At 45.4% G+C, this 21566-nt stretch carries 19 protein-coding genes and 4 tRNA genes; 8 read left to right on the plus strand and 15 right to left on the minus strand.

Annotated features, from left to right (window positions below; translation table 11 throughout):
* The 5 genes from AB4405_RS01650 to AB4405_RS01670 form a co-directional block, all read right to left on the minus strand.
* A partial coding sequence (locus AB4405_RS01650) for a GTP-binding protein (protein ID WP_241903099.1) occupies positions 1-164 on the minus strand: 164 nt, incomplete at its 3' end.
* A 103-nt stretch (positions 165-267) separates the two neighbouring features.
* Positions 268-343: transfer RNA gene (locus AB4405_RS01655), tRNA-Thr, on the minus strand.
* Positions 344-353: 10 nt separating this feature from the next.
* Positions 354-428: transfer RNA gene (locus tag AB4405_RS01660), tRNA-Gly, on the minus strand.
* Positions 429-465: 37 nt separating this feature from the next.
* Positions 466-550: transfer RNA gene (locus AB4405_RS01665), tRNA-Tyr, on the minus strand.
* Positions 551-600: 50 nt separating this feature from the next.
* Positions 601-676 (minus strand) — tRNA-Thr (locus tag AB4405_RS01670).
* Positions 677-887: 211 nt separating this feature from the next.
* Between AB4405_RS01670 and coaA the strand changes: the two genes are divergently transcribed.
* Positions 888-1811, plus strand: coding sequence for a type I pantothenate kinase (gene coaA, locus AB4405_RS01675; protein WP_102470735.1), 924 nt, complete (start codon positions 888-890; stop codon positions 1809-1811).
* A 28-nt stretch (positions 1812-1839) separates the two neighbouring features.
* On the opposite strand, the gene birA is transcribed toward coaA, so the two are convergent.
* Both birA and murB read right to left on the minus strand, forming a co-directional pair.
* Complete coding sequence (gene birA, locus AB4405_RS01680) at positions 1840-2796, minus strand: bifunctional biotin--[acetyl-CoA-carboxylase] ligase/biotin operon repressor BirA (protein ID WP_102470736.1); 957 nt, start codon at positions 2794-2796, stop codon at positions 1840-1842.
* Positions 2793-3827, minus strand: a complete 1035-nt coding sequence (murB, locus tag AB4405_RS01685) for a UDP-N-acetylmuramate dehydrogenase (RefSeq protein ID WP_372059373.1) — start codon at positions 3825-3827, stop codon at positions 2793-2795. The genes birA and murB overlap by 4 nt, the downstream gene beginning before the upstream one ends.
* Before the next feature lie 59 nt (positions 3828-3886).
* On the opposite strand from murB, the gene AB4405_RS01690 reads away from it, so the two are divergent.
* Both AB4405_RS01690 and pssA read left to right on the plus strand, forming a co-directional pair.
* Positions 3887-4318, plus strand: coding sequence for a GNAT family N-acetyltransferase (locus AB4405_RS01690; protein WP_372059374.1), 432 nt, complete (start codon positions 3887-3889; stop codon positions 4316-4318).
* A gap of 91 nt (positions 4319-4409) precedes the next feature.
* A complete protein-coding gene (gene pssA / locus AB4405_RS01695; RefSeq protein WP_102470739.1) occupies positions 4410-5750 on the plus strand; it encodes a CDP-diacylglycerol--serine O-phosphatidyltransferase in 1341 nt (446 codons plus the stop codon).
* Positions 5751-5945: 195 nt separating this feature from the next.
* Here the strand turns inward: pssA and typA are convergent, their stop codons facing one another.
* The gene (gene typA / locus AB4405_RS01700) at positions 5946-7775 is read right to left on the minus strand and encodes a translational GTPase TypA (protein ID WP_102470740.1); all 1830 of its coding nucleotides are present in this window, start codon (positions 7773-7775) and stop codon (positions 5946-5948) included.
* 496 nt (positions 7776-8271) lie between these two features.
* On the opposite strand from typA, the gene glnA reads away from it, so the two are divergent.
* The 4 genes from glnA (at position 8272) to glnG (ending at position 13009) form a co-directional block, all read left to right on the plus strand.
* Positions 8272-9681 (plus strand): glutamate--ammonia ligase, encoded by a 1410-nt coding sequence (gene glnA / locus AB4405_RS01705; protein ID WP_102470741.1) that lies wholly within the window; start codon positions 8272-8274, stop codon positions 9679-9681.
* 172 nt (positions 9682-9853) lie between these two features.
* Positions 9854-10387: a DUF4124 domain-containing protein gene (locus AB4405_RS01710; protein WP_372059375.1), complete on the plus strand. Its 534-nt coding sequence runs from the start codon at positions 9854-9856 to the stop codon at positions 10385-10387.
* Positions 10388-10520: 133 nt separating this feature from the next.
* Entirely contained in the window at positions 10521-11570 is a 1050-nt protein-coding gene (gene glnL / locus AB4405_RS01715; protein WP_102470743.1) for a nitrogen regulation protein NR(II), read from the plus strand.
* Positions 11571-11605: 35 nt separating this feature from the next.
* Complete coding sequence (gene glnG, locus AB4405_RS01720) at positions 11606-13009, plus strand: nitrogen regulation protein NR(I) (RefSeq protein ID WP_102470744.1); 1404 nt, start codon at positions 11606-11608, stop codon at positions 13007-13009.
* Positions 13010-13190: 181 nt separating this feature from the next.
* On the opposite strand, the gene hemN is transcribed toward glnG, so the two are convergent.
* The 5 genes from hemN to lexA form a co-directional block, all read right to left on the minus strand.
* On the minus strand, positions 13191-14582 hold the full coding sequence (gene hemN, locus AB4405_RS01725) for an oxygen-independent coproporphyrinogen III oxidase (protein WP_372059376.1): 1392 nt from the start codon (positions 14580-14582) through the stop codon (positions 13191-13193).
* Positions 14583-14751: 169 nt separating this feature from the next.
* Entirely contained in the window at positions 14752-15246 is a 495-nt protein-coding gene (locus AB4405_RS01730) for a DUF2489 domain-containing protein (protein WP_102470746.1), read from the minus strand.
* Between the two features lie 15 nt (positions 15247-15261).
* Positions 15262-15831, minus strand: coding sequence for a Der GTPase-activating protein YihI (gene yihI / locus AB4405_RS01735; protein WP_372059377.1), 570 nt, complete (start codon positions 15829-15831; stop codon positions 15262-15264).
* Positions 15831-16469: a class I SAM-dependent methyltransferase gene (locus AB4405_RS01740; protein WP_102470748.1), complete on the minus strand. Its 639-nt coding sequence runs from the start codon at positions 16467-16469 to the stop codon at positions 15831-15833. The genes yihI and AB4405_RS01740 overlap by 1 nt, the downstream gene beginning before the upstream one ends.
* A 146-nt stretch (positions 16470-16615) precedes the next feature.
* Positions 16616-17239, minus strand: coding sequence for a transcriptional repressor LexA (gene lexA / locus AB4405_RS01745; protein WP_102470749.1), 624 nt, complete (start codon positions 17237-17239; stop codon positions 16616-16618).
* Positions 17240-17521: 282 nt separating this feature from the next.
* Between lexA and plsB the strand changes: the two genes are divergently transcribed.
* Positions 17522-19969: a glycerol-3-phosphate 1-O-acyltransferase PlsB gene (gene plsB / locus AB4405_RS01750; protein ID WP_102470750.1), complete on the plus strand. Its 2448-nt coding sequence runs from the start codon at positions 17522-17524 to the stop codon at positions 19967-19969.
* Positions 19970-20093: 124 nt separating this feature from the next.
* On the opposite strand, the gene ubiA is transcribed toward plsB, so the two are convergent.
* Positions 20094-20948, minus strand: a complete 855-nt coding sequence (gene ubiA, locus AB4405_RS01755) for a 4-hydroxybenzoate octaprenyltransferase (protein WP_102470751.1) — start codon at positions 20946-20948, stop codon at positions 20094-20096.
* The gene (locus AB4405_RS01760) at positions 20935-21486 is read right to left on the minus strand and encodes a chorismate lyase (protein WP_241903181.1); all 552 of its coding nucleotides are present in this window, start codon (positions 21484-21486) and stop codon (positions 20935-20937) included. The genes ubiA and AB4405_RS01760 overlap by 14 nt, the downstream gene beginning before the upstream one ends.
* Positions 21487-21566 lie beyond the last annotated feature (80 nt).

Genomic DNA, 21566 nt, shown 5'->3' on the forward strand with positions numbered 1-21566 from the left:
TCTGGAGCGTTATCGATAGATGCGAAATCTTTAGCAACACCGCCGTACACTTTTGCAAGTGTAGTACAGATAGCAGCTGTTAGAGTTGTTTTACCGTGGTCAACGTGGCCGATAGTACCAACGTTTACGTGCGGTTTCGTACGTTCAAATTTTTCTTTAGACATGAGTTGTCCCTCTAGGTACGGATTAAAGTGGCTTAAATGACCACGCAACCAAAATAGTTTGGCAGTAAGTATATATCAAAAGGAAATATTTGCTTTGTAGAGCTGGTGCTGATACCCAGATTTGAACTGGGGACCTCACCCTTACCAAGGGTGCGCTCTACCGACTGAGCTATATCAGCGCTCGAAATGTGGAGCGTGCAGCGGGAATCGAACCCGCATCATCAGCTTGGAAGGCTGAGGTAATAGCCATTATACGATGCACGCAACAGGTTAACTCTAAAGAGCTACTTCCTTAGGAATATGGTGGAGGGAGATGGATTCGAACCATCGAAGGCAGAGCCGTCAGATTTACAGTCTGATCCCTTTGGCCACTCGGGAACCCCTCCATACTTATATCCATTTTCAACATCTGCTTACGTCTTAGGTAAGGAGAAAATGGTGCCGACTACCGGAGTCGAACTGGTGACCTACTGATTACAAGTCAGTTGCTCTACCTACTGAGCTAAGTCGGCATAAGTGGAGCGCATTTTATTGAATGAACCCTATCGATGCAACCGTTAATTTAAAAAAAATTTGCTTTTCCTGCACATTCTTTTCTTTCGCTCAATTTTTGTGCGTATTTTCATCGATTCAACGTGTTCTGTTGCATGAATTATTTGATTTATTCGTTGCTTGAGGTATGTTCAGCACTCTTTGTATGGAAACGTTGATGTTTGGTGAGTTATGAGCCCTTTTATGTCCTTTAATCGTGAGCAATGGTCAGCACGCCGTAATGCTGTACCGATGACACTGACCGAAGACGATTTGAAAGAACTTCAAGGTATCAATGAAGATCTCACTATGCGCGAAGCCACCGAGGTTTATTTGCCTTTGTCTCGCCTGCTCAACCTCTACGTCGCCGCTCGCCAAAGACGAAACTCAGTCCTACAAGAGTTTCTTGGACAAAACGAGCACATGCCTCCCTTTATTATCGGTATCGCGGGTAGTGTCGCCGTTGGGAAAAGCACCACAGCGCGATTGCTCAAGGCGCTACTGAGCCGCTGGGAGAATCACCCAAAGGTTGAACTCATCACTACCGATGGCTTTTTATACCCAAATAAGGTGTTACTTGAAAAAGGGTTGATGGCCAAGAAAGGCTTCCCCGAGTCTTATGATATGCGTCGTTTGGTTCAATTTGTCTCGGACGTGAAAGCGTGTAAGCGAGATGTTGTCGCCCCGGTATATTCCCACCTTACCTACGATATTACCGATGAGAAAAAGGTCGTTGACCTACCTGATGTATTAATTATTGAAGGGCTAAACGTGCTGCAAAGCGGTATCGACTATGTTGATGACCCACATCGTATTTTCCTAACGGACTTTCTCGACTTTTCTCTTTACGTCGACGCGGACAGTGAGCTAATTGAGCATTGGTATGTGCAACGATTTATGAAATTCCGTCATGGGGCATTCACTCGTCCAGGGTCTTACTTCAGTCACTACACCCAACTGTCGGAACAAGAAGCGTCGCAAAAAGCCCGTAATATTTGGCATTCAATAAACGGCAAAAATTTAGCGCAAAACATCTTGCCCACTCGCGAACGGGCACAGCTTATCCTTGAGAAAGGGCCAAATCATTGTGTGGAAAGAGTCCACCTCAGAAAATAGCGGATTTCTTCGCCCACCCTTAAAATGATTACGCTTTACGTAACGATATTTCACCACCGATAAAGGGCTCAATACCATTATCGGTTTCCAATAAGACGGCGCCTGTTGGGTCAATGCCACGCACCGTACCTTTTACCTCTCTAGGCCCAATAATAAGCCTCACCTCTCGGCCCATGAAATTATCATGTCGATTCCAGCGCTCCACAAAGCCCTGCATTCCCTTGATTTCGTAGTCTTCCAGTGCTTGACGCCATGCGCGAACAAACGCAACAACAAGTTCATTGCGGCTAAAAGGGCTCTCAACGACATCATTAAGTGATGTCCAGGGCTGATCTATGCCTTCAGTTTGAGCATTCATTCTCAGGTTCATGCCCATACCGATGACCAGATTGGCCGCGGCTCCAGCTTGACCCGACATCTCAACTAAAATGCCCGCAAGCTTACGGTCGTTGTAGTAGAGATCATTCGGCCACTTTAGTTTGACGCCATCGATGCCCAGACTCTCTAGGGCCTCAACAATGGCAACACCCACCACAAGACTCAATCCCATAGCGGCGGCCATACCAGCCTCCAGTCGCCAATACATTGAAAGATAAAGGTTAGCGCCAAATGGGGAGACCCACTCACGCCCACGTCGTCCTCGCCCTTTCGCTTGATACTCAGAGATACAAACATGACCAGATGCCAGTTCGTGCTGTTTGTCGAGCAGATATTGGTTGGTTGAATCAATGATTGGGATTAACTCAAATGAGGAGTGCAAGCTGCGGCTAAGCGTATCCGTACAAAGCAATTCCATGGGTTGGGCCAACTGATAGCCCTTGCCTTGTACTCTGTAAATATCAACACCCCATTGCTGGATGCCTTGAATGTGTTTACTAATGGCCGCACGTGAAATTCCCAATAACTCTCCCAGCGCCTCACCAGAGTGAAAACCACCTTCAGAGAGTTGCTTTAATATGGCGAGTTTTAACTGGTGTTCCTTCATAATAAATCCTTTAAGTACACTTCACACTGACGCCCCATGAAGCGCACCTCATGCTCCAATTCAACCGCAAACTTGTCCAAGACGGTTTGTCTGACAATGGCAGCCAATTTCACGACATCTTGCGCCGTCGCCTGATTAGCATTGATTAATACTAGTGCCTGGTTAGGGTGAACCATTGCTCCGCCCACTTTTTTTCCTTTCAGGCCACACTGATCAATTAACCACCCAGCCGCCAATTTCATCCCATCGTTAAATGGAAAAGCGACAAGATCGGGGTGCGTTTTCTTAAGCGATTCAAAATCAGACATTGATACGACAGGGTTTTTAAAGAAGCTTCCGGCGTTACCGATTTTTGATGGATCGGGCAATTTTTCTTGGCGTACTTGCACGACAATATCAAACACCTCTTGAGGCGTGCAGCTATCGCTATCCAAGCGCTGTAATGGGCCATAAGATAAATTGGGTTGCCAACGCTTATCGAGCTTGAGCCCAACGGCAACGACGATCGCTTTATTTTGCAAGGTCTGCTTGAAGATAGAATCGCGGTAGCCAAAATTACACGCCGCGCGATCTAGTCTCTTCACTTGGAGGCTATCGAGACATAAATAATCCACATACTCACAGATATCTTTAAACTCCAGCCCATACGCACCAATATTTTGAATCGGCGCACTCCCTGCACAACCAGGGATCAGAGCGAGGTTTTCTAAGCCAGCATAACCTTGCTTAACACACCATTCGACCAGTGCTGGCCAATCTTCGCCACCAGCAACATGAAGATGATGATGTGCCTCAGAGCTACTGCACTGTACGCCCATCAAGTGATTAACAAGAATAATACCGTCAAAGTGCTCGGTAAATAGTACATTGCTGCCCTTCCCTAACATTAATTTAGGCAATAAACTCCAGCGCTCATCGCAGTAGGTATCAATGACATCCTGCACGGACTCAACCGTGATGAGCTGCTGACACGTCTGCTGAATAGCAAAGGTATGAAAAGGGCGTAATTGTGCGTTATGTTCAGTTTGCATGGGCATTCATTGATGGCTTACACTGCGCCTATTCTATCTCTTCAGAGTAAGTATTGGCTATGGATACGTTAAATTTTGGTCTTTTAGACCCCATTAGGCTGCCACTAGCAAAAAAAATCTATAAGTCACACTACCCAGCAGCCAAGCCTAAGGCGGATGAACGTATCATCACCGCCAAGCAAGACCATCAATTATGTGGACTCGTGCGCTTTCGTAACATCGAAACCTATCGACTAATGACGGGGATGCTAGTGATTCCAGATTATCGTGAAGCCGGCGTTGGCCATGCACTCATGCGCCACCTTGTTGCCACTGAGCTTTCCGAACGTGATTTTTGTTTTGCATTGAACCATCTCGAGTCGTTTTATTCCCAGCATGGATTTGAAACAATTAGTGAAGATGCGCTGCCCAACGCAATAAAACAGCTATATATGCGCTATATTCAAGGCGGGAAATCACTTGTTGCAATGCGTTACATTGATCCGACATAAACTTATCAACGGTTTACTATCCATACGCTATAAGAATTTGGTAAAATGCTAGGTTAGCAATTTTGCATTTAAGAAAGGTAAAGTCTCCCACATGATGGCTCTTAGGAAATCTTTTGAACAGCTGCCCTCTTTGGCGCAGGATCCAGACCAGTTTGAGGTCTTGTATTCTGCCAACGATTATCGCGAATATCTTATTCAAGCGATACGTGAGGCGCAATCAAGAATCTACCTAGTCGCACTTTATCTTGAAGACGATGACGCTGGACGCGAAGTACTCTCTGAGCTTTACCTTGCGAAACAGAGAAACCCTGATCTTGATATTGCGGTTTGTGTTGATTGGCATCGCGCGCAGCGCGGCTTGATCGGCGCAGCGCAATCAGATGGCAATGCCACTATGTATCGTGAGTTTCGTCAGAAGAATGAGCATGGTATTCCCGTTTACGGCATTCCCGTACGTGGTCGTGAGGTCTTTGGCGTATTGCACCTCAAAGGTTTTATTGTTGACGATAAAGTCATTTATAGCGGCGCTAGTCTTAATAATATCTACTTAAACTACCAAGAACGCTACCGATTCGACCGCTATCATGTGCTTGGCAATGCGAAACTCGCAGAGTCGATGGTCTATTTCATTCAAAACGAAATGGTCAGCAACCCAGCAGTCAACGACCTTTCTTTACCAGCAAAACCAACGGCTAAAGATATTAAAGCGGAAATTCGTCAACTTCGTGGCTCACTATCTCAAGCGCAATATGTGTTTGACCATGAACCCGCCAATGAGCACCAGGTTTCGGTCACGCCACTGGTTGGAATCGGTAAACGTCGCAATAAGTTAAATCATCGCATCACTCAACTGCTTGCATTAGCGACAGATGAAATATTTATCTGTACGCCATATTTTAATTTCCCCAAGCCCGTCGCTAAAGAAATCAAGAAAGCACTCAAACGGGGAGTAAAAGTCACGATTGTTGTCGGTGATAAGACCGCCAACGACTTCTATATCTCTCCAGAAGAAGAGTTTAAGACCATTGGTGGGCTTCCTTATCTGTATGAGATGAATCTTCGTCGCTTTGCCAAAGCCAATGAAGCTCACATCGCGAGCCGTCAGTTAAGCCTCAACTTATGGAAACATGAGGATAATAGTTTCCACCTTAAGGGGCTGTGGGTTGATAAACGCTATATGTTGATTACGGGCAACAATCTCAACCCTCGCGCTTGGAAGCTGGATCTTGAAAATGCCATTTTAATTCAAGATAACTACGCCCATTTAACCGAGAAATTCGACAAAGAAGTCGCCAATATCCTTCAGCACACGCAACTCATCTGCACCTATAAGCAGCTAGAGAAAATTGAGCACTACCCAGAGCCCGTACAAAAGCTGATTAAGAAAATTACACGAGTAAGTGCAGATAAGGTATTGAAACAAATATTGTAGCAGGCATGAGGTCGCGAGAGCAGTCTATCGCCTCCCGCTCGACGCTGGCTTTACTCACTTAAACGATATCGGTAAATCCGGTTATCGTCAGAGACATAAGCCTAGATGCGTTTTTTCCATGTCTCGTCCTAAAATACGTTAGAAAGCAAAAAGCCCTGCAAATGCAGGGCTTTTTCATATCTATCGACTCGCTAATTACTTAGCAGGGCGAGATGCGCGCTTACGCTCGTTTTCAGTAAGAAGTTTCTTACGGATACGAATGCTTTCAGGTGTTACTTCTACTAGCTCATCTTCATCAATGAACTCTAGCGCTTGCTCAAGCGTGTGCTTGATAGGTGGCGAAAGAACCTGTGCTTCATCTGTACCAGATGCACGAACGTTGGTTAGTTGCTTACCTTTCAGACAGTTTACTGTCAGGTCGTTTGAACGGTTATGAATACCGATAACCTGACCTTCGTAGACCTCATCCGCGTGCTCAGAGAACAGACGACCACGAGCTTGAAGGAAGAACAATGCGTAAGTCAGTGCTTTACCCGTGCCGTTCGAGATAAGAACGCCGTTGTTACGCTGACCAATTACGCCACCTTTGTGTGGACCGTAGTGATCGTACGAGTGGTAGATAAGACCAGAACCAGACGTCATTGTTAGGAACTCAGTTTGGAAACCGATAAGACCACGAGACGGCATCATGAAGTCCATGCGTACACGGCCTTTACCATCTGGAGCCATATCAGTTAGCTCACCTTTACGTAGACCGATGCTTTCCATGATCGCACCTTGGTGCTCTTCAACTACATCAATCGTTACCGTTTCAAACGGTTCCATTAGCTGACCATCTTCTTCTTTGATGATGACTTCTGGACGAGATACTGCTAGCTCGAAACCTTCACGACGCATGTTTTCAATCAGGATAGAAAGGTGAAGCTCACCACGACCTGATACACGGAAACGATCTGGACTTTCAGTTTCTTCAACACGTAGTGCTACGTTATGAACCAATTCTTTTTCAAGACGCTCAAGGATATTACGTGAAGTAACAAACTTACCTTCTTTACCCGCGAACGGAGAAGTGTTTACTTGGAACGTCATTGTTACTGTTGGTTCATCAACAGACAATGCTTCCATTGCTTCAACATTGTTCACATCACAGATAGTGTCTGAGATTTTCAGCTCACCAAGACCTGTGATTGCAATGATATCGCCCGCATTTGCTTGCTCTACTTCATGACGCTCAAGACCTAGGTAGCCAAGTACTGTACCTACTTTGCCGTTGCGCTTTTTGCCTTCAGCATTAACGATAGTCACTTGTTGGTTTGGTTTAACGCTACCACGAGTCACACGACAAACACCGATAACACCAACGTAAGAGCTGTAATCAAGTTGAGAAACTTGCATTTGAAGTGGACCATCAAGGTCAACTGCTGGTGCTTCTACTGTGTCAACAACGGCTTGGAACAATGGTTCCATGTCTTCGCCAACAACGCCTTCTTCCATTGTTGCCCAGCCATTCAGTGCTGATGCGTAAACTGTGGTGAAGTCTAGTTGCTCATCTGTCGCGCCTAGGTTGTCGAATAGGTCAAAGATTTGATCCATAACCCAATCAGGACGAGCACCCGGGCGGTCGATTTTGTTGATAACAACAATCGGCTTAAGGCCGTGAGCGAAAGCTTTTTGCGTAACGAAACGAGTTTGAGGCATTGGGCCGTCAACCGCGTCAACGATCAACAATACAGAATCAACCATAGACATAATACGCTCAACTTCACCACCGAAGTCCGCGTGTCCAGGAGTATCAACGATGTTGATACGGTAATCGTTCCAGTTGATTGCTGTGTTTTTAGCAAGAATGGTAATACCACGTTCTTTTTCGATATCGTTCGAATCCATCACGCGTTCTTCTGCTTCACCACGAGATTCCAGCGTACCGGATTGCTGTAGCAATTTATCAACTAGGGTAGTTTTACCGTGGTCAACGTGCGCGATGATCGCGATGTTTCTTAACTTATCAATCTGTGGAGTAGACATGGGTTTTTCTTTCACTCATTAGAGGCTGCCGCTTGATTGCTGCTAGCTGGATTTCAAAAACGCTCAATAATATACCAGATAATAGGCTAGACCCAAAAAATATGTGATCAACTTCGTTGAAATTTTTGCAATTAATCGTTTTCACGCTTTATTGGCATCCGTTTTTTGCCAACAATGTTACCTGTAAGCATTTGATTAGGGTTGACATCGTTTGAAAAGCCATGCTGAATGTATGGGCGATTGATTCAACTTGGTGCAAAAAATAAATATTGCACCATTAAAGTGCAGTCAATGATCATTTTGGTGCATAAAAAGAACCAATCTGGAGCAGCAAAGAATCAAACCAATGAAAAATAAAGGATTTATTTTTTGGCACGGTTTTAGCTTTATAAAAATCAGCATCGATTAACGCACTTCACTAAGCAGACGTTAATCAATGCCGATTACATAAATCGTAGCTATTAAACCGTATTAATAACACTGGAGGTTATCCAAGATGTCCGTAGAAAATGTACTATCGCTGATCCAAGAAAACGAAGTGAAATTCGTCGACCTACGCTTTACTGATACTAAAGGTAAAGAACAGCACATCTCTATTCCTGCACACCAAATCGACAATGACTTCTTTGAAGAAGGCAAAATGTTCGATGGTTCATCTGTTGCTGGTTGGAAGGGTATCAACGAATCTGACATGGTAATGATGCCTGACGCATCAAGCGCAGTACTTGACCCGTTCACAGAAGATTCAACGCTGAACATCCGTTGTGACATCCTTGAGCCTGCTACTATGCAAGGCTATGACCGTGACCCTCGCTCAATCGCGAAACGTTCTGAAGAGTACCTACGCGCTACTGGTATTGCAGACACGGTTCTTATCGGTCCAGAACCTGAATTCTTCCTTTTTGATGACGTGAAATTCAACACGGATATGTCTGGTTCTTTCTTCAAGATTGACGACATTGAAGCCGCTTGGAACACAGGTTCTGATTTCGAAGGTGGTAACAAAGGTCACCGTCCAGGCGTTAAAGGTGGTTACTTCCCAGTCGCTCCTGTTGATTCTTCTCAAGATATCCGTTCTGCAATGTGTCTTGTTATGGAAGAGATGGGTCTTGTTGTTGAAGCTCACCACCATGAAGTGGCAACCGCTGGTCAAAATGAAATCGCGACTCGTTTCAATACGTTGACAACGAAAGCCGATGAAACTCAAATCTACAAGTACGTTGTACATAATGTTGCTCACGCGTTCGGTAAAACGGCAACCTTTATGCCTAAACCACTTGTTGGTGATAACGGTTCTGGTATGCACGTTCACCAATCTCTTGCTAAAGACGGTGTTAACTTGTTTGCTGGTGATAAGTACGGCGGTCTATCTGACCTTGCTATCTACTACATCGGCGGCATCATCAAACACGCTCGTGCTATTAACGCATTTGCTAACCCATCAACAAACTCATACAAGCGTCTTGTACCGGGTTTTGAAGCACCTGTTATGCTTGCATACTCTGCACGTAACCGTTCTGCTTCAATCCGTATCCCAGTGGTACCAAGCCCTAAAGCACGCCGTATCGAGCTACGCTTTGGTGACCCAGCTGCGAACCCGTACCTATGCTACTCAGCAATGCTGATGGCTGGCCTTGACGGAATCAAGAACAAGATCCACCCTGGCGAAGCGATGGACAAAGACCTTTACGACCTTCCAGCAGAAGAAGCAGCAGAAATCCCAACGGTTGCTGAATCTCTAGAAGTCGCGCTTAAAGCTCTAGATGCCGATCGTGAGTTCTTAACCGCTGGCGGTGTATTCTCTGATGATTTCATCGATTCTTACATCGATCTTAAATCAAAAGATGTTGAGCTTATCAACATGACAACGCACCCTCTAGAATTCGAACTTTACTACTCAGTATAAGTCGCCTTCTTGATGTAAATTGCATTGTTGCAATAAGATAATAAAGCTCGCCTCGCAGGCGGGCTTTTTTTATATCGGAACAAAACACGCTTTCGCTACCCTATGAAGACGGAATGTTCATTTGCGGCATACCTTTTCATTCATATCATTAAAAATCATAGGAGAGAGTGGCATGAAAAGATTGTGGGGATTCGGCTTGTTGCTGATAAGCATCATCGTTCATTCTGCCGATGTCTATGTATGGACAGACAACAAGGGAGTACTGCATTTTAGCGATACTCCTGATCATCCCAGCGCTAAACTGATTAAAATTTCGACCCCCACTCCTGTTACTCATGAAATCACGGACATCAATGACCCCGTGAATCCCAGTGTCGAAAGAATCAAAAAAACGACGAATAAAACACAAGCAAAAAGCACGACAAAGGTGAGAATCACCGCTCCGGCTCACGATGCGACGATCCGCAGTAATCCAGGCTTTATCGAGGTTACCGGGGATATTAACCGCAACTTGGATATTGGTGACAAGCTTCAGTTGTTACTCGATGGTAAGCCTTATGGCGCGCCGAAATCCAACCCTTATTGGTCTTTAAAGTACGTTGATCGCGGTACACATACACTTACGATTCAAATCCTACAAAGCGGCAAGGTTATTGCATCATCAGATACGATAACGGTGCATTTACATCGCACAACGGTGCAATAGCCTTAACAACAGCGTTGCTGCTTTTACTCGCTGACAAATTGCGCCATACTTGAATATTCATTGCACCAACTTGGTGCTTAGTGTTATTCAAAGACGTGCAATGCACCAATGACGAGCAGAGTAAGGGAAGCGAGTGCCAAATAGCGAACTGACAAATGCCATATTAAGTAATGTGGTCACCGCAACATTAATGCTGGATGAATCCTTAACGGTTCGTTATGCCAACCCTGCGGCGGAACAACTTTTTGCTCAAAGCTCTAAGCGCTTGGTGGATTCACACCTCTCTCAATTTATCCAACACGCTTCTCTCGATCTCGCCCTTTTAACCCAGCCACTACAAAGTGGACAAAGCATTACCGATAGCGATGTGACCTTTGTGGTCGATGGCAAGCCATTACTTCTTGAGGTTACCGTCAGTCCCATGTCATGGAATAAGGACTTGATGCTACTCATAGAGATGCGAAAAATCGGTCAGCAAAAACGATTAACACAAGAGCTCAACCAGCACGCGCAGCAACAAGCGGCAAAGCTCTTAGTTCGCGGACTGGCGCATGAGATAAAAAATCCACTCGGCGGTTTACGAGGAGCGGCTCAGTTGCTATCTAAAATGCTGCCAGACCCGAGCCTTAACGAATACACCCATATCATTATCGAGCAAGCTGACCGGTTACGAGCTCTGGTGGACCGTTTATTGGGCCCGCAAAAGCCTGGCACAAAAAAAGAAGAGAACCTGCACTTAATCCTTGAGAAAGTAAGACAACTGGTAGAGTTAGAGGCGGGAACAAGCCTTTCTATCGAGCGAGATTACGATCCCAGTCTTCCACCCATTTTGATGGACACCGATCAGATCGAACAAGCATTACTTAACATCACCAGTAATGCAGCCTTGATACTCGCTAAGCAAGATAACGGCCAAATCACCTTGCGTACACGCACTGTGCATCAGGCGAATATCCATGGCCAGCGTCACAAGTTGGCTGCGCGTATTGAGATTATCGACAACGGTCCCGGCATTCCAACAGAATTACAAGACACCTTGTTCTATCCCATGGTGAGTGGGCGTGAAGGTGGTACCGGATTAGGACTCTCTATCTCACAAAACTTGATCGACCAACACAATGGAAAAATAGACGTAGAAAGTTGGCCCGGTCGTACCATTTTTACTATTTATTTGCCTATTTAACATCACGGATGGGCTTGCTGTAAGGACGTTTGGCTATGAGTAAAGGTTATGTATGGGTCGTTGATGACGACAGTTCAATACGATGGGTGATAGATAAAACCCTGTCGTCAGCAAATATAAAATGCGAAACCTTTGCCGATGCAGAGAGTGTACTGATGGCACTAGAACGAGAAGTGCCTGATGTCTTGGTATCTGATATCCGCATGCCAGGTATGGATGGGATTGAACTGCTTAATCAAGTGCAGAAACGCGCCCCCGATTTACCCGTTATTATCATGACGGCCCACTCGGACTTAGATGCTGCAGTGAACGCCTATCAAAAAGGGGCATTTGAGTACCTACCAAAGCCCTTTGACATTGATGAGACACTGACGCTCGTTGAGCGTGCCATTGCACACAACCAAGAACAAAAGAAAACACTCACATCTGAAGAAGTGGTCCCGACGAATGCACCAGAAATCATTGGTGAAGCCCCGGCCATGCAAGAGGTGTTTAGAGCCATCGGGCGACTATCACGTTCATCGATCTCTGTACTTATCAATGGTGAATCAGGAACAGGTAAAGAACTCGTGGCCCACGCGCTGCATCGCCATAGCCCTCGGGCCAATAAACCTTTTATTGCTCTCAATATGGCGGCCATCCCTAGAGATCTCATCGAGTCTGAGCTTTTTGGTCATGAGAAAGGCGCATTTACCGGGGCAAACAGCGTTCGCCAAGGGCGGTTTGAACAAGCCAATGGCGGAACGCTCTTTTTGGATGAAATCGGTGATATGCCACTCGACATTCAAACGCGCCTGTTACGTGTATTAGCCGACGGTCAGTTCTATCGTGTCGGTGGCCACGCGGCGGTTAAAGTGGATGTCCGTATTGTTGCGGCCACACACCAGCATTTGGAAAAGCTCGTCGCGCAAGGTGAGTTTAGGGAAGATTTATACCATCGGCTTAATGTCATTCGTATTCACATCCCGGCCCTTAGAGAACGTAAACAAGATATTGAGAAGCTGACCTACCACTTCTTATCACTGGCGGCAGAAGAACTCGCCGTCGAATGCAAGTCACTTGGCACAGACACCGTCGACATCCTCACCAAGCTCGAGTGGCCAGGAAACGTTAGACAGTTAGAAAATACCTGTCGATGGCTAACCGTCATGGCAAGTGGCAGTGAAATTCTCCCCAGTGATCTACCAACAGAATTGCTTGATGAGCCTCGAAAGCTCTCTGAAAATGAAGAAGGGGATTGGCAGAAATTGCTGTCTTCTTGGGCCCAAAGCGCTCTGGAGTCGGGAGAATCAGAGATCTTGAATAAATCCCTGCCACAATTTGAACGCATTTTACTCGAGGCAGCGCTCAACCATACCAATGGCCACAAACAAGATGCTGCAAAAGTCCTTGGTTGGGGAAGGAACACCCTAACGAGAAAGCTCAAAGAGCTGTATTAACACTTGCTTCATCACCCTAAGCCACCAAAAAAAAAGGCCGTAGCGAGAAGCTACGACCTTTTTTTTAACATGTTCTCTTCTTGCTAACATCACCTGAATAAAACGGCGCAAGTGTTAAATGAGACGAAGGCTAAAGGCTAAAGGCTAAAGGCTAAACAGCCCAGGAATCACTCATCAAAAACTAGATAACACGCGAGAACTGCTGCTGACGAGCACGTTGACGTAAGTATTTGTCAAAGCACATGCAAATATTACGGATTAATAACCGACCTCTCAGGGTCACTTCTATCGACTCTTTATCTACCGAGACAAGCTCGTCATCCACAAAGGTCTGAAGCAGTGCCAAATCTTCGGCAAAATACTGAGTAAACTTAAGGCCAAAACCCTGCTCAATAGAGTGAATATCAAGCTTGAAATTACAGATAAGTTGCTTGATGACTTCACGGCGAATTAGGTCATCGTTATCCAATACCACGCCTTTCCACAACGCATGTCGTAACTCATTGACCTGCTCGTAATATTTTTTAAGCTCTTTCTGGTTCTGAGCGTAACTATTACCAATCATTGAGATAGCCGAAACACCAAACCCAACCAAGTCACATTCACCTTGCGTGGTGTAGCCCTGGAAGTTTCTATGCAGCTTACCCTCTCGCTGCGCAACAGCCAGTTCATCGTCAGGGAGCGCAAAGTGATCCATCCCGATGAATTGATAACCAGCATCAGTCAGTGTCGCGATCGTGTCTTGCAAAATCGCCATTTTTTCTTCTGCGATAGGCAGGTCTTCATCTTTAATTTTGCGTTGTGCCGCAAACAAAGTGGGCATATGAGCATAGTTGAATACCGATAAGCGACCAGGGCGCAGCGATAACACCTGCTCAAGCGTGGTCGCAAACGAGGCTTTAGTTTGTTTCGGTAAACCATAGATAAGATCTAGGTTAGTCGAACGGAAACCCAGTTCTTTCGCTCGCTTAACCATCGCAAAAATAAAGGCTTCATCTTGTTCACGGTTAACAAGTACTTGGACTTCTTTATTGAAGTCTTGAACACCAATACTCAAGCGATTAAAGCCTTCGTGACGAAGGTGATCGAGCATATCTAGCTCGATTTCTCTCGGGTCAACCTCAATGCTGATCTCTGCACCCTCTTCAAAGAAGAATTCGCTGCGTAAGATCGTCATTAGGCGACTGATTTGGCTTTTCGTCAAAAATGTCGGCGTACCACCACCAAAGTGCAATTGCGTGACTTTTCGGCCTTGCAACAACGTCGCACGCTGGCGGATTTCATGTTCGATAACATCAAGGTACTCGTCTGCTTTGTGGGCATGTCGAGTAATCACCTTATTACAGCCACAGTAATAACAAAGCTTGTGGCAAAACGGGATATGGACATACAACGAAAGCGGGCGATCCTGATATTGAGTACAAGCCATGTCATAGTCAGAGATGGTGTACGCTTCATGAAACTCTACCGCGGTTGGGTATGAGGTGTAGCGTGGCCCAGAATAGTTATACTTATCAAGGATCGCTTGATCCCAGACAATCTGTTGATTCGTTTCTGAGTGACTTTGAGACATGGTAATACTTCCAATAAACTGTGTTGCCTTAACCTCCTCGTGCGAGGAGTTAGATGAGCGCTATTTTGCCATAGGATTGTGACGGATAACGCTTGAACCATAACTTTTACGTCGGCGGTGAACAAAAATGCTAGCGTGATCACTTGTTAGCCAACAAGGTTCTTCATTCCTAGCTGACTAATTTGACATTAATCTGATCATTTAGAGGGCGAACGCTGACGTGTAATTGCTTTAACTCTTCGACAATCGCATCCGCTAAGCGTGTTTCCGCCTTTTGGCGAGCAAGATTATCTCGCATACGATCTTGCTTTTTCATCTCTTGTCGAGCGTCGCCTCGCGGCATATCTTTCACGATATGAAAAAGCTCGGACGTCGCGGGGTACAGCTCATCAAAATCAATTCGCTGTTCACCCTGCACGTAGTCCATGATGTTATAAAGCCTAATCGCCGCTTCTGAAAGGTCGCATTGTCCCTGGATCGTCGCAAGACAAATGGTATCGACACTCTCAAAAATATTCGCGTTACGCTTGTTAATGGCCAGTTTTTGGTGTTGCTTAAGCAACTCCTTTTGCTTTTTAAGCTGCAGTAGCAAATAGCCCGCATAGCCAGCTAAACCAGTGATAATAAGCACACCAACAATTGCTAGCAAAGTAACGGTATTCATCTACGCTGTCCTTCCTTAATCTTTAAACTGGTCCATATTAATGCCTTCGAATTGTGACAATAATTCATCGTCACTAGAAGGTGACTTTTTCTTCGTCATCACTTCAACTGGCATATCAATATCATCAAAACCTTCTTCATCTTCGTCGTCAGGAACAACAAGACCAAGTTGGTTCATCAAAATTTCCATACGATCCAGTTTTTCATCTACGTATTTTTGTAGACCAATACCTAGATTTTCACCCGCTTCAAGACGATCAAGTAACACGTTAAGCTGAGCATCATTTTCAAGCATCTCAAGCTCTTTTTCTGCTGAGATTTTGCGCTCTTGCTTAGACGACTTTTTCTTCTCTTCCACGATGAGTGGGATCTTCTTTTTGCTTCCAAGACGAGGATCGCGTTTTACTGACGAACCCGAATGGTGGCTTTCTGAACCATCAGAATGACGGCTACCCGCTTTTAAGCCTTTACGTTTTTTCAAACGCTTCTGTTCACGGCCATCAACATCAGCCTGTGAACGATTACGCGTAACCGCAACTGGCTCAGGAGCCATACCAGGCGTTCTCGATTTCTTCTTACGACTCATTACGTAAGTTTCCTCAATATAATTACATCATTACCAATAAACTCGATTTCTAGTCCGTCTCTCTTCGCTAAATACAAGAAAGTCGCGCGACTAAAAAATACGACATGTGTTGGGTCATTTTTATAGTGCCATGTCGAAAAGGCATCCACATCAATCACCATTTTTGTCATTAATCCCAGGTATCCTCCTGGCTTAATGAGCGTTAACCATTGTTGCCAAACATTGTTTGGCTGATACAAGTGCTCTATCACTTCGGTCGCTGTCACAAAGTCATACTCTGATTCTAGCGCTTTTGACTCTGGATAGTAATACAGGTCATACAGAGACATCGGAAAGCCTTGCTCCTCAAACATCAGAGAAAGCGTTGGGCCCGGTCCACAGCCGAAATCTAATCCAGTTGAGCCTTGAGGTAATCGTTCAGATAATGGTGACGCGACGCGAGACAAAAAACGTCGATAACCCTCATCACTTGGGTCATTGTTATGTAGATCATAGACCGCTTTTTCTTCACGAGCATCCAAACGCTGCTTTGCTGGTACAAACACCAACTGACATGTCTGGCACTGTAAGAAATCTCGCTTTTTATCGCTATGATAGTGCGATGCATTTTCTGCAGCACAAAGTGGGCAAGTTTCCACTCATTATCTCCTGAACGATTCAAGGGTGCGAAACATACCAGAAAGTGAGCGTAGAGGGGAGAGTGATCGAGTGTTTTTTCTACAATTTAGTGTAAAAAAGCCAGACAGATGAGTAAAAGGGGGCGACTTCCCCCTAATCGCTTCGCTTACATCCAGTCGGTATTACGGATAATACCGACAGCAATCCCTTCGATAGCAAGATGCTGAGCAGTTAAATCCACCTCAATCGGAGAAAAAGAGTCATTTTCAGCGTGCAGTAATACTGTTGAGCCTTTGCGCTCTAGTCGCTTAACGGTAACATCATCGTCGACACGTGCTACGACAACCTGTCCATCACGGACATCTTGCGTTTTATGTACAGCAAGTAAGTCACCATCCATAATGCCGATGTCTTTCATACTTTCGCCGTTCACGCGAAGCAAGAAGTCAGCTTTAGGTTTAAACATGCTCGGGTCAACTTGATAGTGTGCCTCTACATGCTCTTGCGCCAAGATAGGCTCACCAGCCGCCACTTGCCCTATCAATGGTAATCCTTCATCTTCATTCGCTGCAGGCTGTTCCAAGAGGATACGAATACCGCGAGAAGCGCCTGGGATGATTTCAATCGCCTTTTTACGCGCCAATGCTTTTAGGTGTTCTTCTGCCGCATTTGCTGAACGAAAACCCAGCTCTTTTGCGATTTCGGCACGAGTGGGTGGCATACCGGCGTCTTCAATTTTCTTTCTTATTAGATCAAATACTTGCTGTTGTCGTGGAGTTAGCGGCTTCATGCATCACCTGTCTGTTTATACAGTTAACTGTGAGTATATCCAGTAAGTTTGTAATTGCAAAGACAATCGGTTGTTTTTTAGCAAATAGTCGCTGGATTACTCAGCACCTCGCCTCACGACACGAATTCTCTGTTTACATTTATTTTCATTAAAAGGTAAGACCAGTTTCTGGTATCCTTGCAGCGCTCTAAATTTGACGTCTAGGATTAAGGAGCGCACTGTTAATGCAATACCCTACCTTCGACGTTGTTTTTTTCGTACAAATTGAGGCTGTGAACCGCTATGTCTTCACGACAATCATTTTTCCGTTCTTTATTAAAGCTGCCCATGTCAGTGTTAGTCAAAGGAACGGCGATCCCATCAAACCCGATTGACGATCATAATATCGATATCACGAAACCTGTGGTATATGCGTTACCGTTCAATTCGAACGTTGATCTTCTCACACTGCAAAAACAAGCGGTGGCATTAGGGTTGCCCGATCCACTGGAGCCAATTGTGCTCAATGGAGAAGAACGGAATCGGTTTGTATTCATAGCCTCAAGACCAACCCTGTTTACACGTGACGATGACGTTCCAAGTGACTCAATCACTTTGTTTTCTGATCTACTAAAAGAGCATAAAAAAGACCCCACTCTGGATGTACAAATCATTCCGACAACCGTGCTCTGGGGTCGCAAACCCGGTAAAGAATCCGATACCAAACCTTACCTACAAGCCATGAATAGCCTACAGAAAGCCAAGGCGCTCTTTATGTCTGGACGCGACTGCATGGTGAGATTCAGTCCAGTGGTATCATTGCGTTATATGGCCGACGTGCATGGCACAGACGAATCCATTGCTCATAAACTTGCTCGCGTTGCTCGGATTCACTTTTCTCGCCAAAAACTCGCGGCATCAGGCCCTAACCTGCCAAATAGGCAGGTCTTGTTCCAGCGGTTATTAAATTCTCCTGTCATTGAACAAGCCATCCAAGATCATGCTGCGACTAACGGCATTGAAGTCGAGAAAGTTCGTAAAGAAGCTCATCAAATTATGGATGAAATTGCGGCCGATTTTTCTTATAAGCTAGTGAGAATTGGCGATGTTGTGATGACGTGGCTATGGAGCAAATTATACCAAGGCATCAATGTCAATAACGCTTCAACCGTTCGACGCTTAGCGCAAGATGGGCACGAGATTGTCTATGTCCCTTGTCACCGCAGCCATATGGATTATCTGTTGTTGTCCTATATTTTGTACCGTGAAGGGATGGTGCCACCACACATTGCGGCGGGCGTGAATCTAAATTTCTTCCCGGCTGGGCCTATTTTTAGACGCGGTGGTGGGTTCTTCATTCGACGCAGCTTTAAAGGCAACAGGCTGTACTCAACCATTTTCCGAGAATACCTCGCAGAGCTATTTTCTAAGGGGTATTCGGTCGAATTCTTCAGTGAAGGTGGGCGCTCACGCACAGGTCGATTACTGCAAGCCAAAACGGGCATGCTCGCCATGACCATCCAAGCGATGTTAAGAGGGCTAGATCGTCCAGTGACGCTGGTTCCTGTTTATATTGGCTACGAGCATGTTATGGAAGTCAGCACCTACGCTAAAGAGCTGAGAGGCAAGCGCAAAGAAAAAGAAAACGCCGGTCAGATCCTAAAGACCATTCGTAAGCTGCGTAACTTTGGACAGGGCTACGTCAATTTTGGCGAACCTATTCCGCTCAACCAGTACCTGAATGACCATGCTCCAAGCTGGGCTAAAGATATTGACCCTATGGGTACCAGCAAACCAGAATGGCTTACTCCAGTAGTCAATAACCTTGCTACGAAGATGATGACACACATTAACGACGCAGCAGCGGCTAATGCCTTAACCCTATGTGCGACCGCTTTATTGGCGTCTCGCCAGCGCGCCTTGTCTCGCGACAGCTTAGTGAATCAAATCGATTGTTATCTCGCACTGCTTAAAAACGTGCCGTATTCCGAGACATCAACCATGCCAACCACTACGGCTGAAGCCCTAGTTGAGCACGCAGAATCACTAGATAAGTTTGTTGTTGAGTCGGATTCGCTGGGTGATATTATCTCGCTTGATCGAAACCAATCGATTCTAATGACTTATTATCGCAACAACATTATCCACTTGTTTGCCCTGCCCTCATTGATTGCACAAATGTTGATTCGAGAACACGCTTTATCACTCGAGGTCATTAAGTCCAATGTGGCTAAGCTGTATCCGTTTTTGCAAAAAGAACTGTTTTTGAGCATCGATGCAAGTGAACTGGATAACCTCACTGATCACATTGTTGAAGAGCTTGCACGCCAAGAACTGCTTATTATTGATAACGGTTTGGTGTCGATGAATCAGTCCAACACTCAAATGTTGATGCTGCTAGGTCGAACTATTTCAGAAACCCTTCAACGCTACGCAATCGCCCTGAACCTTTTGGCGGCTTACCCTGAGCTGGATAAGCAAGACCTTGAGCAGAAGAGCCAAGACATCGCACAGCGCCTAGGTCGCTTGCATGGTATTAATGCCCCAGAGTTTTTCGACAAAGGTGTCTTTGCTTCATTGTTCAGCACCTTGAAAGACCAGCAATATCTGGATGTCGACGGCAATTGTGATACCACTCAAACAGAAGCACTGGCAAACCTCCTATATTCTTTGCTTTACCCTGAGGTGAAGTTAACCATTCAGGAAAGTGTCCATCAATCTGACGAGCCGACGGCGGAAACATCGCTTTAAGCGTTCGCGCTATCCTCACGGATTCAACATAGAATCGCTCAAAATAAAAACGCCGACTCATCATGAGTCGGCGTTTTTATAATGACAGAATATTTACCACAGGCACGTTTACTAAAGAGACGCGTTACCACAGGGAGACTAATAATCCTGTCGTGATCGCCATACCCACATAATTATTATTTAAAAATGCTTGGAAACAAAGACTACGTTCTCGGTGTCGAATCAACCATTGTTGGTAAACAAACAGCGCACCAACAACAAGCAAACTCCAATAATAACTGGTCCCTAATTCATACCAATGACCAAGCGTCATGAGCATTGCCAAGACGGCCATTTGCAACAAACCAATAATGAGTTTATCTCGGCGACCAAACAATATCGCGGTCGACTTAATACCCACATTCAGGTCGTCATCGCGATCTACCATGGCGTATTGTGTGTCGTAGGCAATGGTCCACAACGCGTTTAGTGCGAACACAAACCACAAGACGACTGGCAGCTCATTAGCTTGGGCAGCCCACGCCATTGGGATTGCCCAGCTAAAAGCTAAACCTAGAAACAATTGTGGCAGATGCGTAAAGCGCTTCATGAACGGATAAATAAACGCTAAAACCAATCCCACTAGCGACAGTTGAATCGTCAACGTATTCATAGTGAGCACAAGCAAAAACGAGGCGACCGCCAACACAAGAAACAGCCCTATCGCTTCTTTAGATGACACCGTGCCAGAAGGCAACGGGCGGTGCTGTGTACGCTTAACCAATCCATCAACATTGCGATCGGCGAAGTCGTTGATAACACAGCCAGCACTGCGCATCATGACCACACCCAAACAAAATACCACCAGTACGTGAATATTGGGGATCCCTCCAGCGGCAAGAATCAACGCCCACAAGGTTGGCCATAGCAATAGTAATGTACCAATGGGTTTATCCATTCTCGTCAGTTGCCAATAGGCTTTAGCTTTAGTTGACGTCATCGATACTCTCCATTTTATAAACAGGCGAATGCGGCAAAAATAATTCGGCAACTAAGATAGGATGCCCCGCGACCCACAAACGAGAGCGGCGAGCAAATAACTCACCTTCTGACGTCGTTAATTGCGCAATTTCGAGTGCGTCACGCTTGGTATCCGCACTTGAAAAAACGGTCACACCAAGCGGTGTATTCCCTTGCTGAGAGATATCATAATCGCCCTGTCCCATTGTCGATAATGACATGAGCGTACGTCCAATCACCCACGGTTGGTCATCCCCTCGTAGGACGACCTCTCGTAACCAGCAATCTTCATGTGCTAACCGCTCAATTTCTTCTTCGGTCATCATGTCAGCACTACTCTTAGTATTACTGATCACTTCAACCGACAACGTATCGCACTCAGCATTAAGTCGATATGACAGTGAGCCTTGTTCGGTAAGCCATTGCAGCATGTTGCTACTCATAGACTGGAATTGGTCTGGGGATTGCCAGTGAGCTTGACTTAAGACTTTTAAATAGTCGGTAACTGAATCATTCATTTTACTATTCAATAACACGCGCTTAGCGCGTACAATCATTATTATATTGAGTGGCCATATTGTATCACTCTATGAGTGAT

The sequence above is a fragment of the Vibrio sp. 10N.261.51.F12 genome (assembly GCF_041471725.1).
Lineage (GTDB): Bacteria > Pseudomonadota > Gammaproteobacteria > Enterobacterales > Vibrionaceae > Vibrio.

Excerpts from the sequence above, each read along its gene's own strand:
- coaA (WP_102470735.1), top strand. The coding sequence starts at position 888 with ATGAGCCCTTTTATGTCCTTTAATCGTGAGCAATGGTCAGCACGCCGT.
- birA (WP_102470736.1), bottom strand. The coding sequence starts at position 2,796 with ATGAAGGAACACCAGTTAAAACTCGCCATATTAAAGCAACTCTCTGAA.
- murB (WP_372059373.1), bottom strand. The coding sequence starts at position 3,827 with ATGCAAACTGAACATAACGCACAATTACGCCCTTTTCATACCTTTGCT.
- AB4405_RS01690 (WP_372059374.1), top strand. The coding sequence starts at position 3,887 with ATGGATACGTTAAATTTTGGTCTTTTAGACCCCATTAGGCTGCCACTA.
- pssA (WP_102470739.1), top strand. The coding sequence starts at position 4,410 with ATGATGGCTCTTAGGAAATCTTTTGAACAGCTGCCCTCTTTGGCGCAG.
- typA (WP_102470740.1), bottom strand. The coding sequence starts at position 7,775 with ATGTCTACTCCACAGATTGATAAGTTAAGAAACATCGCGATCATCGCG.
- glnA (WP_102470741.1), top strand. The coding sequence starts at position 8,272 with ATGTCCGTAGAAAATGTACTATCGCTGATCCAAGAAAACGAAGTGAAA.
- AB4405_RS01710 (WP_372059375.1), top strand. The coding sequence starts at position 9,854 with ATGAAAAGATTGTGGGGATTCGGCTTGTTGCTGATAAGCATCATCGTT.
- glnG (WP_102470744.1), top strand. The coding sequence starts at position 11,606 with ATGAGTAAAGGTTATGTATGGGTCGTTGATGACGACAGTTCAATACGA.
- hemN (WP_372059376.1), bottom strand. The coding sequence starts at position 14,582 with ATGTCTCAAAGTCACTCAGAAACGAATCAACAGATTGTCTGGGATCAA.
- AB4405_RS01730 (WP_102470746.1), bottom strand. The coding sequence starts at position 15,246 with ATGAATACCGTTACTTTGCTAGCAATTGTTGGTGTGCTTATTATCACT.
- yihI (WP_372059377.1), bottom strand. The coding sequence starts at position 15,831 with ATGAGTCGTAAGAAGAAATCGAGAACGCCTGGTATGGCTCCTGAGCCA.
- lexA (WP_102470749.1), bottom strand. The coding sequence starts at position 17,239 with ATGAAGCCGCTAACTCCACGACAACAGCAAGTATTTGATCTAATAAGA.
- plsB (WP_102470750.1), top strand. The coding sequence starts at position 17,522 with ATGTCTTCACGACAATCATTTTTCCGTTCTTTATTAAAGCTGCCCATG.
- ubiA (WP_102470751.1), bottom strand. The coding sequence starts at position 20,948 with ATGACGTCAACTAAAGCTAAAGCCTATTGGCAACTGACGAGAATGGAT.
- AB4405_RS01760 (WP_241903181.1), bottom strand. The coding sequence starts at position 21,486 with ATGAATGATTCAGTTACCGACTATTTAAAAGTCTTAAGTCAAGCTCAC.